The 14,327-nt window shown below is 42.6% G+C and carries 15 protein-coding genes, 2 tRNA genes and 2 rRNA genes (1 of these 19 only partly in view); 15 read left to right on the forward strand and 4 right to left on the reverse strand.

Translation table 11 applies throughout. The features are described 5' to 3' along the window. The 8 genes from AAEM60_RS01460 to tsaD form a co-directional block, all read left to right on the forward strand. A 23S ribosomal RNA gene (locus tag AAEM60_RS01460) occupies nt 1-1,809 on the forward strand (it extends 1,126 nt beyond the left edge of the window). A 104-nt stretch (nt 1,810-1,913) separates the two neighbouring features. After that, a 5S ribosomal RNA gene (gene rrf / locus AAEM60_RS01465) occupies nt 1,914-2,030 on the forward strand. A gap of 85 nt (nt 2,031-2,115) precedes the next feature. Beyond that, nucleotides 2,116-2,189, forward strand: a tRNA-Met gene (locus tag AAEM60_RS01470). A 108-nt stretch (nt 2,190-2,297) separates the two neighbouring features. Then, nucleotides 2,298-2,374 (forward strand) — tRNA-Asp (locus AAEM60_RS01475). Between the two features lie 167 nt (nt 2,375-2,541). Beyond that, entirely contained in the window at nt 2,542-2,997 is a 456-nt protein-coding gene (gene tsaE, locus AAEM60_RS01480) for a tRNA (adenosine(37)-N6)-threonylcarbamoyltransferase complex ATPase subunit type 1 TsaE (RefSeq protein WP_299746769.1), read from the forward strand. Beyond that, on the forward strand, nt 2,994-3,689 hold the full coding sequence (gene tsaB, locus AAEM60_RS01485) for a tRNA (adenosine(37)-N6)-threonylcarbamoyltransferase complex dimerization subunit type 1 TsaB (protein WP_341357255.1): 696 nt from the start codon (nt 2,994-2,996) through the stop codon (nt 3,687-3,689). Before tsaE ends, tsaB begins: the two co-directional genes overlap by 4 nt. A gap of 23 nt (nt 3,690-3,712) precedes the next feature. Continuing rightward, complete coding sequence (gene rimI / locus AAEM60_RS01490; RefSeq protein ID WP_299746774.1) at nt 3,713-4,150, forward strand: ribosomal protein S18-alanine N-acetyltransferase; 438 nt, start codon at nt 3,713-3,715, stop codon at nt 4,148-4,150. Then, a complete protein-coding gene (gene tsaD / locus AAEM60_RS01495) occupies nt 4,147-5,163 on the forward strand; it encodes a tRNA (adenosine(37)-N6)-threonylcarbamoyltransferase complex transferase subunit TsaD (RefSeq protein ID WP_341357256.1) in 1,017 nt (338 codons plus the stop codon). The genes rimI and tsaD overlap by 4 nt, the downstream gene beginning before the upstream one ends. Nucleotides 5,164-5,561: 398 nt before the next feature. Here the strand turns inward: tsaD and AAEM60_RS01500 are convergent, their stop codons facing one another. Next, nucleotides 5,562-7,505, reverse strand: a complete 1,944-nt coding sequence (locus AAEM60_RS01500) for an ABC-F family ATP-binding cassette domain-containing protein (RefSeq protein WP_299746780.1) — start codon at nt 7,503-7,505, stop codon at nt 5,562-5,564. A gap of 189 nt (nt 7,506-7,694) precedes the next feature. Here AAEM60_RS01500 and AAEM60_RS01505 point away from each other — a divergent pair, with 189 nt between their 5' ends. From AAEM60_RS01505 to tatC, 3 genes are read left to right on the forward strand one after another with little or no spacing between them, the layout of a single operon-like run. Continuing rightward, nucleotides 7,695-8,372 carry a redox-sensing transcriptional repressor Rex gene (locus tag AAEM60_RS01505; protein WP_299746783.1) on the forward strand — a complete coding sequence of 226 codons (678 nt, stop codon included), beginning with the start codon at nt 7,695-7,697 and terminating at the stop codon, nt 8,370-8,372. A gap of 54 nt (nt 8,373-8,426) precedes the next feature. Beyond that, a complete protein-coding gene (locus tag AAEM60_RS01510) occupies nt 8,427-8,597 on the forward strand; it encodes a twin-arginine translocase TatA/TatE family subunit (protein WP_044340658.1) in 171 nt (56 codons plus the stop codon). Between the two features lie 15 nt (nt 8,598-8,612). Then, nucleotides 8,613-9,386, forward strand: coding sequence for a twin-arginine translocase subunit TatC (tatC, locus tag AAEM60_RS01515; protein WP_299746788.1), 774 nt, complete (start codon nt 8,613-8,615; stop codon nt 9,384-9,386). 15 nt (nt 9,387-9,401) lie between these two features. On the opposite strand, the gene AAEM60_RS01520 is transcribed toward tatC, so the two are convergent. Together AAEM60_RS01520 and AAEM60_RS01525 are read right to left on the reverse strand one after the other, a co-directional pair. Further along, nucleotides 9,402-9,608 (reverse strand): YdiK family protein, encoded by a 207-nt coding sequence (locus tag AAEM60_RS01520; protein WP_044340660.1) that lies wholly within the window; start codon nt 9,606-9,608, stop codon nt 9,402-9,404. After that, nucleotides 9,605-10,348 carry a CPBP family intramembrane glutamic endopeptidase gene (locus tag AAEM60_RS01525; RefSeq protein ID WP_299746793.1) on the reverse strand — a complete coding sequence of 248 codons (744 nt, stop codon included), beginning with the start codon at nt 10,346-10,348 and terminating at the stop codon, nt 9,605-9,607. Before AAEM60_RS01525 ends, AAEM60_RS01520 begins: the two co-directional genes overlap by 4 nt. A 327-nt stretch (nt 10,349-10,675) precedes the next feature. Between AAEM60_RS01525 and groES the strand changes: the two genes are divergently transcribed. Both groES and groL read left to right on the forward strand, forming a co-directional pair. After that, nucleotides 10,676-10,963 carry a co-chaperone GroES gene (groES, locus tag AAEM60_RS01530; RefSeq protein WP_034766060.1) on the forward strand — a complete coding sequence of 96 codons (288 nt, stop codon included), beginning with the start codon at nt 10,676-10,678 and terminating at the stop codon, nt 10,961-10,963. Between the two features lie 53 nt (nt 10,964-11,016). Next, entirely contained in the window at nt 11,017-12,651 is a 1,635-nt protein-coding gene (gene groL / locus AAEM60_RS01535; protein ID WP_034766062.1) for a chaperonin GroEL, read from the forward strand. An 82-nt stretch (nt 12,652-12,733) separates the two neighbouring features. Here the strand turns inward: groL and AAEM60_RS01540 are convergent, their stop codons facing one another. Continuing rightward, nucleotides 12,734-12,964: a tyrosine-type recombinase/integrase gene (locus tag AAEM60_RS01540; protein ID WP_341357257.1), complete on the reverse strand. Its 231-nt coding sequence runs from the start codon at nt 12,962-12,964 to the stop codon at nt 12,734-12,736. A 235-nt stretch (nt 12,965-13,199) separates the two neighbouring features. Between AAEM60_RS01540 and AAEM60_RS01545 the strand changes: the two genes are divergently transcribed. Together AAEM60_RS01545 and AAEM60_RS01550 are read left to right on the forward strand one after the other, a co-directional pair. After that, nucleotides 13,200-13,355, forward strand: a complete 156-nt coding sequence (locus AAEM60_RS01545) for a hypothetical protein (RefSeq protein WP_299746803.1) — start codon at nt 13,200-13,202, stop codon at nt 13,353-13,355. Further along, nucleotides 13,348-13,731, forward strand: a complete 384-nt coding sequence (locus AAEM60_RS01550) for a hypothetical protein (protein ID WP_299746806.1) — start codon at nt 13,348-13,350, stop codon at nt 13,729-13,731. Before AAEM60_RS01545 ends, AAEM60_RS01550 begins: the two co-directional genes overlap by 8 nt. Nucleotides 13,732-14,327 lie beyond the last annotated feature (596 nt).

Genomic DNA, 14,327 nt, shown 5'->3' on the forward strand with positions numbered 1-14,327 from the left:
ATTTAAAGAGTGCGTAATAGCTCACTGGTCGAGTGACTCTGCGCCGAAAATGTACCGGGGCTAAACGTATCACCGAAGCTGTGGATTGACACCTCTAGGTGTCAGTGGTAGGAGAGCGTTCTAAGGACTGCGAAGCTAGACCGTAAGGACTGGTGGAGTGCTTAGAAGTGAGAATGCCGGTATGAGTAGCGAAAGATGGGTGAGAATCCCATCCACCGAATGCCTAAGGTTTCCTGAGGAAGGCTCGTCCGCTCAGGGTTAGTCGGGACCTAAGTCGAGGCCGATAGGCGTAGACGATGGACAACAGGTTGATATTCCTGTACCACCTCTTTTCCGTTTGAGCAATGGGGGGACGCAGGAGGATAGGGTAAGCGCACTGCTGGATATGTGCGTCTAAGCAGTTAGGCTGATGATGAGGCAAATCCCATCATCGTGAAGGCTGAGCTGTGACAGCGAGCGAATTATAGTAGCGAAGTTCCTGATTCCACACTGCCAAGAAAAGCCTCTAGCGAGGAAAAAGGTGCCCGTACCGCAAACCGACACAGGTAGGCGAGGAGAGAATCCTAAGGTGAGCGAGAGAACTCTCGTTAAGGAACTCGGCAAAATGACCCCGTAACTTCGGGAGAAGGGGTGCTCTGGTAGGGTGCAAGCCCGAGAGAGCCGCAGTGAATAGGCCCAGGCGACTGTTTAGCAAAAACACAGGTCTCTGCGAAGCCGTAAGGCGAAGTATAGGGGCTGACGCCTGCCCGGTGCTGGAAGGTTAAGAGGAGTGCTTAGCGCAAGCGAAGGTGCGAATCGAAGCCCCAGTAAACGGCGGCCGTAACTATAACGGTCCTAAGGTAGCGAAATTCCTTGTCGGGTAAGTTCCGACCCGCACGAAAGGCGTAACGATCTGGGCACTGTCTCAACGAGAGACTCGGTGAAATTATAGTACCTGTGAAGATGCAGGTTACCCGCGACAGGACGGAAAGACCCCGTGGAGCTTTACTGTAGCCTGATATTGAATTTTGGTACAGCTTGTACAGGATAGGTAGGAGCCTTGGAAGCCGGAGCGCCAGCTTCGGTGGAGGCATCGGTGGGATACTACCCTGGCTGTATTGAAATTCTAACCCGCGCCCCTTATCGGGGTGGGAGACAGTGTCAGGTGGGCAGTTTGACTGGGGCGGTCGCCTCCTAAAGAGTAACGGAGGCGCCCAAAGGTTCCCTCAGAATGGTTGGAAATCATTCGCAGAGTGTAAAGGCACAAGGGAGCTTGACTGCGAGACCTACAAGTCGAGCAGGGACGAAAGTCGGGCTTAGTGATCCGGTGGTTCCGCATGGAAGGGCCATCGCTCAACGGATAAAAGCTACCCCGGGGATAACAGGCTTATCTCCCCCAAGAGTCCACATCGACGGGGAGGTTTGGCACCTCGATGTCGGCTCATCGCATCCTGGGGCTGTAGTCGGTCCCAAGGGTTGGGCTGTTCGCCCATTAAAGCGGTACGCGAGCTGGGTTCAGAACGTCGTGAGACAGTTCGGTCCCTATCCGTCGTGGGCGCAGGAAATTTGAGAGGAGCTGTCCTTAGTACGAGAGGACCGGGATGGACGCACCGCTGGTGTACCAGTTGTCTTGCCAAAGGCATCGCTGGGTAGCTATGTGCGGAAGGGATAAGTGCTGAAAGCATCTAAGCATGAAGCCCCCCTCGAGATGAGATTTCCCATCACGTATGTGAGTAAGATCCCTAGAAGATGACTAGGTAGATAGGTCAGAGATGGAAGCATGGCGACATGTGGAGTTGACTGATACTAATCGATCGAGGACTTAACCACAAAGAGTCATTTTTTAAATGAACAACAATTGGTCGATACTTGGCTTTCTTGACATCAATTCTTTATCTAGTTTTGAAGGAACAACCCTTCAATTGAATAATTCGTCTGGTGACAATGGCGAAGAGGTCACACCCGTTCCCATGCCGAACACGGAAGTTAAGCTCTTCAGCGCCGATGGTAGTTGGGGGATCTCCCCCTGTGAGAGTAGGACGTCGCCAGGCGAAATATTTTTTTGCACAATCACTTTATTTGTGAAGATGCATATAGTAATATAGAAAGTATCACCTTAAGTAGTATTCATATCGTCGCGGGGTGGAGCAGTTCGGTAGCTCGTCGGGCTCATAACCCGAAGGTCGCAGGTTCAAATCCTGTCCCCGCAATACCATTTTTGACTAAGGATAGTATAATCCTTGATGAGTCATGCATGGGTAGTTATTTTGACTATCGTCTAAAATAATGAAACCTATTTTGCTTACGCAAAAAGCTTTGGTCCGGTAGTTCAGTTGGTTAGAATGCCTGCCTGTCACGCAGGAGGTCGCGGGTTCGAGTCCCGTCCGGACCGCCAGATTTGTTTATTCAAACGAAACCTTTGTTTCGTTTTTTTTATTGCCTATTATCATTAACTTTACTCATATACCCTAAAAAGGGTAAACTACATATATACATTTTCCCTTAGGGTAACAAACGATCCTAAGGGTTTTTTATACTTTATTTACAATAGAGGAGATTAACATGAATCAGTATGAGTTAATAACCGCTAGTCCGGAAGAGACTGGAGCGTTTGCCGAGAAGCTGGCAGCATACCTCCAGCCTGGGGATGTGTTAACATTAGAAGGTGATCTTGGAGCGGGAAAAACGACGTTTACTAAGGGATTGGCAAAAGGCCTAGGTATTTCGAAGAACGTAAACAGTCCAACCTTCACAATCATAAAAGAATATCGGGGGCGTTTGCCTCTTTATCATATGGATGTTTATCGGCTGGATGATTCCTTTGAAGACTTGGGATTCGATGAATATTTTGAGGGGGAAGGTGTGACTGTCGTTGAGTGGGCTCACTTGATTCAAGATCAACTTCCGAAAGAAATATTGGGTTTATCGATTTTCCGGGAAGGTGATTCAGCAAGAAGAATCGTGTTGAAACCTTTTGGAGAAAGATATAGAGAGCTGTGTAAGGAGGTTGTTTCATGACGATATTATCCATCGATACCTCTAATTATCCTTTAGGTGTTGCCCTGATTGAAGAGGATAAGGTGATTGGAGAGTATATTACCTATATTAAAAAAAATCATTCTGTAAGGGCGATGCCGGCCATTGAACAATTAATGAAGGATTGTGGGATAGAGGCTAAGGACTTAACGAAGATTGTGGTAGCAAATGGCCCCGGTTCTTATACAGGTGTTCGCATTGGAGTTACGTTAGCAAAGACGCTGGCTTGGTCATTGAATATTCCTCTTATACCCGTTTCAAGTCTTGCGACACTGGCTTCGTCTGGACGATATTTTCCCGGTTATATTGTTCCTTTGTTTGATGCGAGAAGAGGACAGGTGTACACAGGACTGTATGAATTCCAGGACGATCAACTAACGTGTGTTGAGGAAGATTGTAATATATTGCTTGATAAGTGGGTCACTACGTTAAAAGAGTTAAATAAAGATATCTTGTTCGTAGGTAATGATGTAACGATTCACGAAAGCACCATTAAAGAGATACTAGGAGATCAAGCGAAGATTGCTCCGTTTGTCAGTCATAATCCACGTCCTTCTGAGCTCGCTTTCATAGGGGCAGGGTTCCCTGAGACTTCAGCTCATGAGGTACTCCCTAATTATATTCGAATGGCTGAAGCAGAAGTGAAATGGCTGGAATCTCAAAAAAATTCTTAATAGAGATAGAGGATCGTTAGAAAATGGACATTCGATTTATGACGGTTGATGATTTAGATGCTGTAATGGACATTGAAATGAAATCTTTTAGCATTCCTTGGAGTCGAGACGCTTTCTTGAATGAGATTGAACATAACCATCTATCTACCTACCTTGTTGTCGAGGATGGCGACCATGTCGCGGGATATTGTGGGGTGTGGCTTGTGGTGGATGAGGCTCATATCACCAATGTAGCAGTGCTTCCCGAATACCGGGGACAGGGACTGGGTGAAAGTCTTATGCGTAAGATCATGGGCATTGCCACCAAGTTTGGAGCTCGTGTGATGACTCTTGAAGTCAGAGTATCCAATTTAGCTGCGCAGCATTTATATAGAAAGCTTGGGTTTCAAGATGGCGGAATTCGGAAGCGGTATTATTCGGATAATCAAGAAGATGCTTTAGTAATGTGGGTGAATTTATGAATAAAGATATGTTTGTATTGGGAATTGAGACGAGCTGTGATGAAACAGCCGTTGCAATCATAAAAAGTGGAACTGAGATTGTGACGAATGTGGTTTCCTCTCAGATTGAAAGTCATAAGCGATTCGGTGGAGTGGTACCTGAAATTGCTTCTCGTCATCACGTGGAGCAAGTTACGTATGTGTTAGAGGAAGCACTTCAACAAGCCGGGATGACGATGGTGGAGATTGATTGTGTGGCCGTGACGGAAGGTCCAGGTTTAGTAGGTGCTCTTCTGATTGGGGTAAACGCAGCAAAGGCACTTGCTTTTGCTCACAACAAACCTTTAGTGGGTGTCCATCATATTGCAGGGCATATCTATGCGAATCGACTAGTGAAAGAGATGAAGTTTCCTCTCCTTTCTTTGGTCGTATCCGGGGGACATACGGAGCTTGTGTTAATGAAAGAGCACGGTTCGTTTCAAGTAATTGGAGAAACACGGGACGACGCTGCCGGGGAGGCCTATGATAAGGTAGCTCGAACATTGAGTCTTCCTTATCCAGGTGGACCCCATATCGATCGGCTTGCTCAAGAAGGAGAAGCTACCCTTGATTTGCCAAGGGCATGGCTGGAAGAAGGTTCTTTTGATTTCAGCTTTAGTGGATTGAAATCTGCGGTTATTAACACGCTCCACAATGCTAAGCAAAAAGGAGTAACCATTCATCCACAAGACCTGGCAGCCAGTTTTCAGGCTAGTGTGATTGACGTGTTAGTAACCAAGACCATTAAAGCTGTGAAGGAATTTCAAGTCGAACAGGTTTTACTAGCTGGAGGTGTAGCGGCAAATAAAGGGTTGCGTGCGGCTCTACAAGAAGCGTTTGAGGGAGTGGACGCCGAGCTGGTCATCCCTCCGTTATCTCTTTGTACAGATAATGCCGCTATGATTGCAGCGGCAGGAACGGTTTTATTCGAACAAGGAAAAAGAGGCGGCATGGATATGAATGCACATCCTGGGCTTGATATAGAGAATTTCTAATAGTGAAAGCTTAAACGTTAACTTCGTTTAAGCTTTTTTCTCTTTTTAGCTCTGTTAATCGATGTCGTTAATAGACGGAGGAAAATGTGAATATCTTGTGGTTAACGTATACCAAATAAGGTAGCATGAAAGAAAAAAAGAACGAACATACGTTTTATCAACAGGTTGTGGATAATTTGTTAATAACTTTGTATAAGTTGTGTACACTATGTGAAAAAGACCTGGGATAAATAGCCTATTTTCTGGAATGGACTGTGGATAACCAAGAGTTTGAATGTGGATAATGTGGAAAAGTTGTGTGAATAACGATTGTTTAGGATTTTGAATGTGGATAATAATGTGGAATAAGAAAAGGGTGGGGAGCAAGTTAATCGAATACTTATCCCCAACCCTGTGGATTATTGTTCTCCTTGAAGAAGTTCTTCAAGTTCTGTCCATTCTTCCAATAGAGATTCAAGCTCTTCTTTTTCTTTTGTCAGTGCTTCATTGATGTCTTGGACTTTTTCATGATCTTGGAAGATCTCCGGGTCGCAAAGGAGGTCTTCTTTTTCTTGAATGTTTTCTTCCAGAGTTTCCATTTTGTTTTCAATTTCTTCAACTCTTCGTTTTCGTTGACGCTCAAGTTTTTTTGCTTCTTTATCGATTTTATGAGATTGCTTTTGAGTAGTGACTTGTGAAACAGGCTCTCCTTGTTCCATCCGCTCGAGTGCGGCCAGTTCTTCCTGCTGTTGCAATTTCTCTACATAATAATCATAATCGCCAAGATATTCTGTTGAACCCTTTCTGGAAAGTTCAACAACCTTTGTGGCGATGCGATTGATGAAATAACGATCATGGGACACAAAGAGAATCGTTCCTGGATAGTCAATCAAGGCATTCTCCAACACTTCTTTACTGTCCAAGTCAAGATGGTTTGTCGGCTCGTCCAGGATGAGGACATTCCCTTTTTCCATCATAAGCTTGGACAGTGCCAGTCGGGCTTTCTCTCCGCCACTAAGTGTTGAAACCGGCTTTAAGACATCTTCCCCTGAGAATAAGAAGTTTCCGAGTACGGTTCGGATTTCTTTTTCCATCTTCATTGGGTACTCGTCCCACAGTTCGTTTAAGACGGTCTTATTGGAAGACAGTTCAGCTTGTTCTTGATCATAGTAACTAATCGAAACATTTGATCCAAATTTAATTGCTCCGTCAAGTGGTTGGAGTTTATTCACTAATGTTTTCAATAGGGTGGACTTACCAATACCGTTAGGACCTACAAGGGCGATGCTGTCGCCTTTTTTAACAGCGAAGTCGATGTGAGATGAAATTCTTTCGCCTTTTCCATATCCGATGGTAAGATCTTGGACGTGAAGAACATCATTTCCGCTTGGACGATCAATTTGAAAAGCAAAGTTGGCGGATTTCTCATCACCCAGAGGTCTGTCCATTATATCCATTCGTTCTAATTTTTTTCTGCGGCTTTGGGCCATCTTGGTAGTAGAAGCCCGGGCTATATTTCGCTGGATAAAGTCTTCCAGTTTCGCGACCTCCTGTTGCTGGCGCTCGAACATCTTGAGATCCTTTTCGTAGTCTTCTGCTTTTTGTTCAAGGTATTTACTGTAGTTACCCAGGTATTTTTTGCTTCGATTTCGTGAAATTTCATACACTTGATTGACGACGCTATCCAAGAAGTAGCGGTCATGGGAAACGATCAAGACAGCTCCTTCATAGCTTTGAAGGTACGTCTCAAGCCACGACAAAGTCTCAATATCAAGATGGTTGGTAGGCTCATCCAGAATGAGGATGTCAGGCTTGGTCAATAGAAGCTTACCAAGAGCCAGACGGGTTTTCTGGCCACCGCTTAAAGTAGAGATCTTCGTTTCATAATCAAAGTCGGCAAAGTTCAATCCATGCAGGACTGAACGAATATCTGCTTCATATTGATAGCCGCCGGAATCTTTAAAACGTACTTGAAGTTCATCATATTCCTTTAATACGCGTTGGTATAAATCTTCTTGCTCATAAACAGAAGGATCGGCCATTTGTTTCTCAAGTTTTCTTAATTGTTTTTCTTGAGTTTGTAATTCTTCGAATACGGTCAGCATTTCTGACCAAATGGAAAGCTCAGATTCCAAGCCTGTATTTTGCGCGAGGTATCCAATGGAGACCCCTTTTGGCTTCGTGATATCTCCTGAATCATAAGAGAGATGACCTGCAATTATTTTTAAAAGAGTCGATTTTCCTGCCCCGTTGCGTCCGACGAGAGCCACGCGATCTCTTGTCTGTATTTCAAGCTTAATATTTGATAGGATATTATCGGCACCAAAGTTTTTCGTTAGTTGATTCACTTGTAATAGAATCATGACGTTTCACCTCTATTTCATAGTGCTAGTGTACCGTATTTGGGAGGGGAACGGCAATAAATCGACTATTAATCTTCGTACACTTAGGATAAAATATAGTGTATGATGGGTAGTAGAGTTTTAAATTCTGTCTGCTTTCTATTTTGGAAGCGGTATCAGAGGTTTTGAATAGATGTGGGGGAATACAATATGAACCAGGATACAACGAAAATTCCACAGGCAACGGCTAAGCGCCTTCCGCTATATTATCGCTTTATCAAGAATCTGTACTCATCGGGAAAGCAGAGGGTTTCATCGAAAGAATTGAGTGAAGCGGTGAAGGTTGATTCTGCCACGATACGCAGAGATTTTTCTTATTTTGGCGCGTTGGGTAAAAAGGGATATGGATATAATGTCAATTACCTTCTATCCTTTTTCCGTAAGACATTGGATCAGGATGCCATTACGAAGGTTGTGCTGATAGGTGTAGGGAATCTCGGTACAGCTTTTCTTCATTATAATTTTATAAAGAATAATAATACAAAGATTGAAATGGCTTTTGAAGTGGATGAAAAAAAGGTTGGGACACAAATCAGCGATGTACCCGTTTTTCATTTAAATGATTTAGAAGAGAGTCTTGAGGGGCATGATATTGAGGTGGCCATTCTGACAGTTCCGGCATCTTCTGCTCAAAATATCACAGACCGATTGGTTTCTTCTAATATTAAGGGGATCCTGAATTTCACTCCTGCGAGATTGACGGTGCCGGACCATATCCGCGTCCATCATATTGATTTGGCAGTTGAACTTCAGTCACTGGTCTACTTCTTAAAGCATTATTCAGGGGATGACACGGAAATGTCACAAGATGGAATCATATCCGAATAGAAAATGATTCGTATTTACGTTATGATAGAATGGTAAAAGAGGAGGTGTCTCATTATGTTAGGTGCAGGTAGTATCGTATTGATAACGGTTGTTGCTTTACTGATATTTGGACCAAAGAAATTGCCTGAGTTAGGAAAAGCAGCTGGGAATACATTACGTGAGTTTAAGAATGCAACAAAGGGCTTAGCAGATGATGAGGACGATAATAGTAAAAAAGCTAAGTAGGGTAGGATGAACGCCATGAGTCAAAGTCAAAGAGACATGACAGTCTATGAACATATAGGAGAATTGCAAAAACGACTCATGTTTGTAGTCGTTTTCTTCTTGTTAGCGGTAATTGTAAGCTTTTTTCTTGCGGAGCCGTTGATTCGATATTTGCAGCACGCGGATGAAGCGAAAGAATTAACCATGAACGCCTTTCGGATTACAGACCCTCTCAAAATCTATATGGAAATGATCATGTTTATTGCGATCATCATGACATCACCCATCATTCTATTTCAAGTATGGTCGTTCGTGAGTCCAGGCTTATATGAGAAAGAGAGAAAGGTAACGCTCAGTTACATACCTATTTCTGTCCTTCTTTTCTTAGGTGGATTGTCATTTTCATATTTTATTTTGTTTCCATATGTCGTGAAATTCATGATGGGTTTATCAACCAATCTGAATATCCAGCAAGTGATTGGAATTAATGAATACTTTCATTTCCTGTTTCAAATAACCATCCCATTTGGATTTCTATTTCAACTGCCGGTTATTATGCTGTTTCTGACACGTTTGGGGATTATTACTCCGATGTTATTGGCACAAATGAGAAAAGTGGCTTACTTCATATTGTTAGTCATAGCCGCTTTCATCACACCGCCGGACATCGTCTCGCATTTAATGGTAACCGTTCCTTTGCTCCTTCTTTATGAAATCAGCATTTGGATCTCTAAGATCGGATATAAGAAGGTTTTAGAAGCAGAACAAAAGCTTGAAATGGAACAGTTCGAGGATATAAATAAGGATTGATCAAAAGATCAATCCTTATTTTTTATTCTCTATTTTCTTTTTGATCTTGAAATGCAGCATCACCATCCGCAACCCGGAACCAAAATCAAGGGTTGCCAGAAAGACGAGCATATAAGTGAAAAATCCCCAACCATCATCCTGTACATTTTGCACAGCAAAGTATGTGAAGAGCACACCGAGAAGGAGATAAATCACGCCTGAAAATAGTGGTGATCTCCTCATAGAAATAATCCTCCAATAAATCCTTGTATTTGTTCAGCTTCGTTCATCATTTTTTCAATTTCATCCTTATAGATAGATTGCATTAGAACGACCGTTGTATTCATGGCAACGTGAGCAAATATTGGAACCAGTATCCGCTTCGTTTTGACATAAAGGAACGCAAAGGTAAAGCCCATTGCAGAGTACAAGATCACATGCTCAGGCTCAAAGTGCGCGAGAGCGAATATAACAGAGCTGATTAACGCGGCGAAGAAGAAATTCATCTTTTCATAAAGAACACCGAAGATAATCTTTCTGAATACAATCTCTTCTAAAATAGGGCCAATGATCGCAGCTACCATCATCGATAGAGGTACCTTTTCAATAATCCCAATAATCATCTGCGTATTTTCAGATCCCATTTGGATACCTAACGCATACTCAATCTGTATCGCGATGGATTGAGCGATGAACGCCATGAAAATCCCGACTACAGCCCACACAATTGAACTTCCTGCATTCATAGGAGCGGACCGTTCAAGGTTGGTGCTTGTCTCGCTCTTTCTAAGAATGCCCCAGACGACGAGGAGAGTTAATGTAAAGCTAATCACAAGCCAGTATCCAGGAACAACATTTCGTACGGTCTGCTCTGGAATCGCAAGGACATCAACACCAATCTTAAATAAAAGGGGTATCCCGACAACACTGGAAAGCTGCATCACAATATAGGCAATTAAGATAAATCCGAAATGTTTTTTCAACGTTTGATCTCCTTTAACACCTGTTAGATGAAGAACGAATAGGATTCGTCCTGAACATACTCCTGTACAATTCTACTAAGAAAAGAGAAAGTGTTCAAATTTAAGGGGTTTGTAAGAATTGCCACTCTTCCATTGATTTAAGAATAAAGGCATATGGGGAGGCATAGGATTGGAGGGTGTGAAAAAAAGAGAAATATGACGAAAAAAATTTTAGGCAGGACTCTTGCAAAATGAAAACGAATTAATTAATATAATAGTTGTGTTAGCACTCACAATAAGCGAGTGCTAATAAATATCATTTACATAATTTCAAGGAGGTTGTTTCACTTGTTAAAACCACTAGGTGATCGCGTCGTTATCGAGCTAGTTGAGTCAGAAGAAAAAACAGCAAGCGGTATTGTGCTACCGGATTCCGCAAAGGAAAAGCCACAAGAAGGTAAAGTGATGGCTGTAGGTACTGGTCGCATTCTTGACAACGGTGAGCGCGTTGCTCTTGAGGTAGCTGTCGGCGATCGAATCATTTTCTCTAAATACGCTGGTACAGAAGTGAAATACCAAGGCACAGAATACCTGATCCTTCGTGATAGCGATATTCTGGCTGTAGTTGGCGAATAATCAAACTTCGTATATAAACAATACTTTACTTAAATAAGAGGAGGACTTTATCAATGGCTAAAGATATTAAATTCAGCGAAGAAGCACGCCGTTCCATGCTTCGCGGTGTAGATCAATTAGCAAATGCAGTAAAAGTAACTCTTGGACCAAAAGGACGTAACGTGGTACTTGAGAAAAAATTCGGTTCACCACTTATTACAAATGATGGTGTAACGATTGCAAAAGAAATTGAATTAGAAGATGCATTCGAAAACATGGGTGCAAAACTGGTTGCTGAAGTAGCAAGCAAAACAAACGAAATCGCCGGTGACGGTACAACGACTGCAACGGTCCTTGCTCAAGCGATGATCCGTGAAGGTCTTAAAAACGTAACAGCTGGCGCTAACCCTGTTGGCGTTCGTAAAGGTATCGAAAAAGCGGTTCAAGCTGCCATCGAAGAATTAAAAGTGATCTCTAAGCCGATCGAAGGCAAAGATTCAATCGCTCAAGTTGCGGCAATCTCAGCGGCTGACGAAGAAGTGGGTCAACTGATTGCAGAAGCAATGGAGCGCGTTGGGAACGACGGCGTTATCACCATTGAAGAATCGAAAGGTTTCACAACAGAGCTTGACGTGGTGGAAGGAATGCAATTCGACCGTGGATATGCGTCTCCATACATGGTGACAGATTCTGATAAGATGGAAGCTGTTCTTGAAAATCCATATATTTTAATCACTGACAAGAAAATTGGAAACATCCAGGAAGTACTTCCTGTTCTTGAGCAAGTTGTACAACAAGGTAAGCCACTATTAATGGTAGCTGAAGATGTTGAAGGTGAAGCTCTTGCAACACTTGTTGTGAACAAACTTCGCGGAACATTCAACGCTGTTGCTGTCAAAGCCCCTGGCTTCGGTGACCGTCGTAAAGCAATGCTTGAAGACTTAGCAGTACTTACTGGTGGAGAAGTGATCACAGAGGATCTTGGATTGGATCTTAAATCTGCGAACATCACTCAACTTGGCCGCGCAGCGAAAGTAGTCGTAACGAAAGAAAACACGACTGTCGTTGAAGGTTCTGGAGATCCGGAAAAAATCGCAGCCCGCGTAAACCAAATCCGTGCTCAATTAGAAGAGTCCACTTCTGAATTTGATAAAGAAAAATTACAAGAGCGCCTTGCAAAGCTTGCAGGTGGAGTAGCAGTCGTGAAAGTTGGAGCTGCAACTGAAACTGAGCTTAAAGAGCGTAAACTTCGCATCGAAGACGCATTGAACTCTACTCGTGCAGCAGTGGAAGAAGGCATCGTATCCGGTGGTGGTACGGCACTAGTGAACGTATACAACAAAGTAGCATCAATTGAAGCGGATGCAGATGTAGCAACAGGTATCAACATCGTGCTGCGTGCTCTTGAAGAGCCAATCCGTCAAATCGCTCACAACGCAGGACTCGAAGGTTCTATCATCGTAGAACGTCTGAAGAAGGAAGAAGTAGGTGTCGGTTTCAACGCAGCTACTGGTGAGTGGGTAAACATGATCGAAAAAGGTATCGTAGATCCAACGAAAGTAACTCGTTCTGCACTTCAAAACGCAGCGTCTGTAGCAGCAATGTTCCTGACTACTGAAGCAGTAGTAGCGGACATTCCTGAAGAAGGCGGCGGCATGCCTGATATGTCTGGAATGGGCGGAATGGGTGGAATGGGCGGCATGATGTAATAAGCTGCCTCAACCCTTGATATGACTGGATTTGTTGGTAAGGTGAGAGTGGTTTGCTAACATTTTGCTAACATTGAGGTTTTTAACGGAGGCTTCTCATGAGTTCAGCGAACTTTTGAGAGGCTTCTTTTTTCATGTCTTCCGTGACATGGAGGTACACGTTTTTTGTAATTTGATCGTCTGTATGACCGAGGCGGTCCATGATTTGTTCGAGTGAGACACCTGCCTTCGCAAGAAGCGACGTATGAGTATGTCGCAAACTATGTGGAGTCAACTCTTCATTTAGACCTGCAATTTTAAGTAATCTTTTCATTCGATCTCGCACATTTTTAACCACGATGGGATAACCGTATTGTCTTTCCATTTTGGCCAAAAAAATCTTTGTTATAGTAATCTGGACCTATACGTTTATTGAGCCAGTCATTGCGGAGTAAAAAGCCATCCTTTGCGGAGTGCAGTACCACTATAAATAGAATAAAGAAAAGCCTCCTGTATAATTATCCTTGCATGCCAGCAAGCATGACATTATTATACAGGAGGCTTTTTTTATGATTAATTACCGAAAGATTCTGGAACTTCACCTTGAAGAAGTCAGACAAAGAACGATTAGTTCTAGCACTGGACATTCAAGGAATACAGTTTCAGATATCGTTCAACGCGCCAAAAATCTTGGTGTGGGAAAGCTTGGACGACACCATGACTAATCCCTGGCTAGAATACCTTCAAGATTTAAATCAGAAAATCTTTGAAAACCTAGAAGAAATCAACACCACTGAATTTCAAAAGCGACCCGGTTCGCGCAAAAAGGTGTTTGAGGAAGAAGAGAAATCCTACCTTCAACAGCTTCCTCAAACAAGGTTTAAACTTGCGGAATGGAGAACAGCAAAAGTTCAACTGAACTACTACAACCAAGTTGAACGAATGTATTACTCCGTTCCATATGATTATGTCCGAGAGAATGTCGATATACGACTAACCACGGATTTAATTGAAGTTTACTTCAAAGAAGTACGAATTGCATCCCATAAACGATTGTATGGTGAAATTGGCCCTTGCCCTCGCACTCACTGGCTCAGATGACCGCAAATAGTGGCTCAATTTACCGCACTAATGGCTCAATCTGTTCGCAATACTCAATTCATAGAATGGAATTTCGTTTAATTTACAAATATATTGCTTTTCATAGTGATTACAGCCAACGAAATGTACCATTCTTGACATATTTCCTACCACTGAATGACAAAAAGTGTACCATAGAATGACAGACTGTTTACCACTTCAAAACTTCTGGTGATAATAGTTGTTATACAAATTTGATTGATTTTCAATAAGATTCTGCAAACGGGACTTATTGTTGAAGATTGAATTTATTTATTGAGAGAAATTGCTATATCTATCTGCAACATATCTATTTATAAAAGTGGTATGTCAACACTAAACTAGACAATTTTTTTAAGGTGTTCTTTTTTATATTCTTGACAAACGAACTCAAAACAAACTAAAAAACGCGCGCCAATTGAATATCGGCACGCGCTAACTGAATAGTTTTTTTACATTGTCTACTTGATGGGAACAAGACCATTATTATTTTAAAGTGTTTTTTTATTTTACATCTACGTAGACTTGCTGGTGTCTTCTCAGAATGAACCTTATCATAAATTTTTAGATAGCCCGAA

It is taken from the genome of Rossellomorea sp. y25 (genome assembly GCF_038049935.1).
Classification (GTDB): Bacteria; Bacillota; Bacilli; order Bacillales; family Bacillaceae_B; genus Rossellomorea.

Excerpts from the sequence above, each read along its gene's own strand:
- AAEM60_RS01550 (WP_299746806.1), top strand. The coding sequence starts at position 13,348 with ATGACTAATCCCTGGCTAGAATACCTTCAAGATTTAAATCAGAAAATC.
- groL (WP_034766062.1), top strand. The coding sequence starts at position 11,017 with ATGGCTAAAGATATTAAATTCAGCGAAGAAGCACGCCGTTCCATGCTT.
- tsaD (WP_341357256.1), top strand. The coding sequence starts at position 4,147 with ATGAATAAAGATATGTTTGTATTGGGAATTGAGACGAGCTGTGATGAA.
- AAEM60_RS01510 (WP_044340658.1), top strand. The coding sequence starts at position 8,427 with ATGTTAGGTGCAGGTAGTATCGTATTGATAACGGTTGTTGCTTTACTG.
- tsaE (WP_299746769.1), top strand. The coding sequence starts at position 2,542 with ATGAATCAGTATGAGTTAATAACCGCTAGTCCGGAAGAGACTGGAGCG.
- AAEM60_RS01500 (WP_299746780.1), bottom strand. The coding sequence starts at position 7,505 with ATGATTCTATTACAAGTGAATCAACTAACGAAAAACTTTGGTGCCGAT.
- AAEM60_RS01545 (WP_299746803.1), top strand. The coding sequence starts at position 13,200 with ATGATTAATTACCGAAAGATTCTGGAACTTCACCTTGAAGAAGTCAGA.
- AAEM60_RS01540 (WP_341357257.1), bottom strand. The coding sequence starts at position 12,964 with ATGAAAAGATTACTTAAAATTGCAGGTCTAAATGAAGAGTTGACTCCA.
- tsaB (WP_341357255.1), top strand. The coding sequence starts at position 2,994 with ATGACGATATTATCCATCGATACCTCTAATTATCCTTTAGGTGTTGCC.
- AAEM60_RS01520 (WP_044340660.1), bottom strand. The coding sequence starts at position 9,608 with ATGAGGAGATCACCACTATTTTCAGGCGTGATTTATCTCCTTCTCGGT.
- AAEM60_RS01505 (WP_299746783.1), top strand. The coding sequence starts at position 7,695 with ATGAACCAGGATACAACGAAAATTCCACAGGCAACGGCTAAGCGCCTT.
- tatC (WP_299746788.1), top strand. The coding sequence starts at position 8,613 with ATGAGTCAAAGTCAAAGAGACATGACAGTCTATGAACATATAGGAGAA.
- rimI (WP_299746774.1), top strand. The coding sequence starts at position 3,713 with ATGGACATTCGATTTATGACGGTTGATGATTTAGATGCTGTAATGGAC.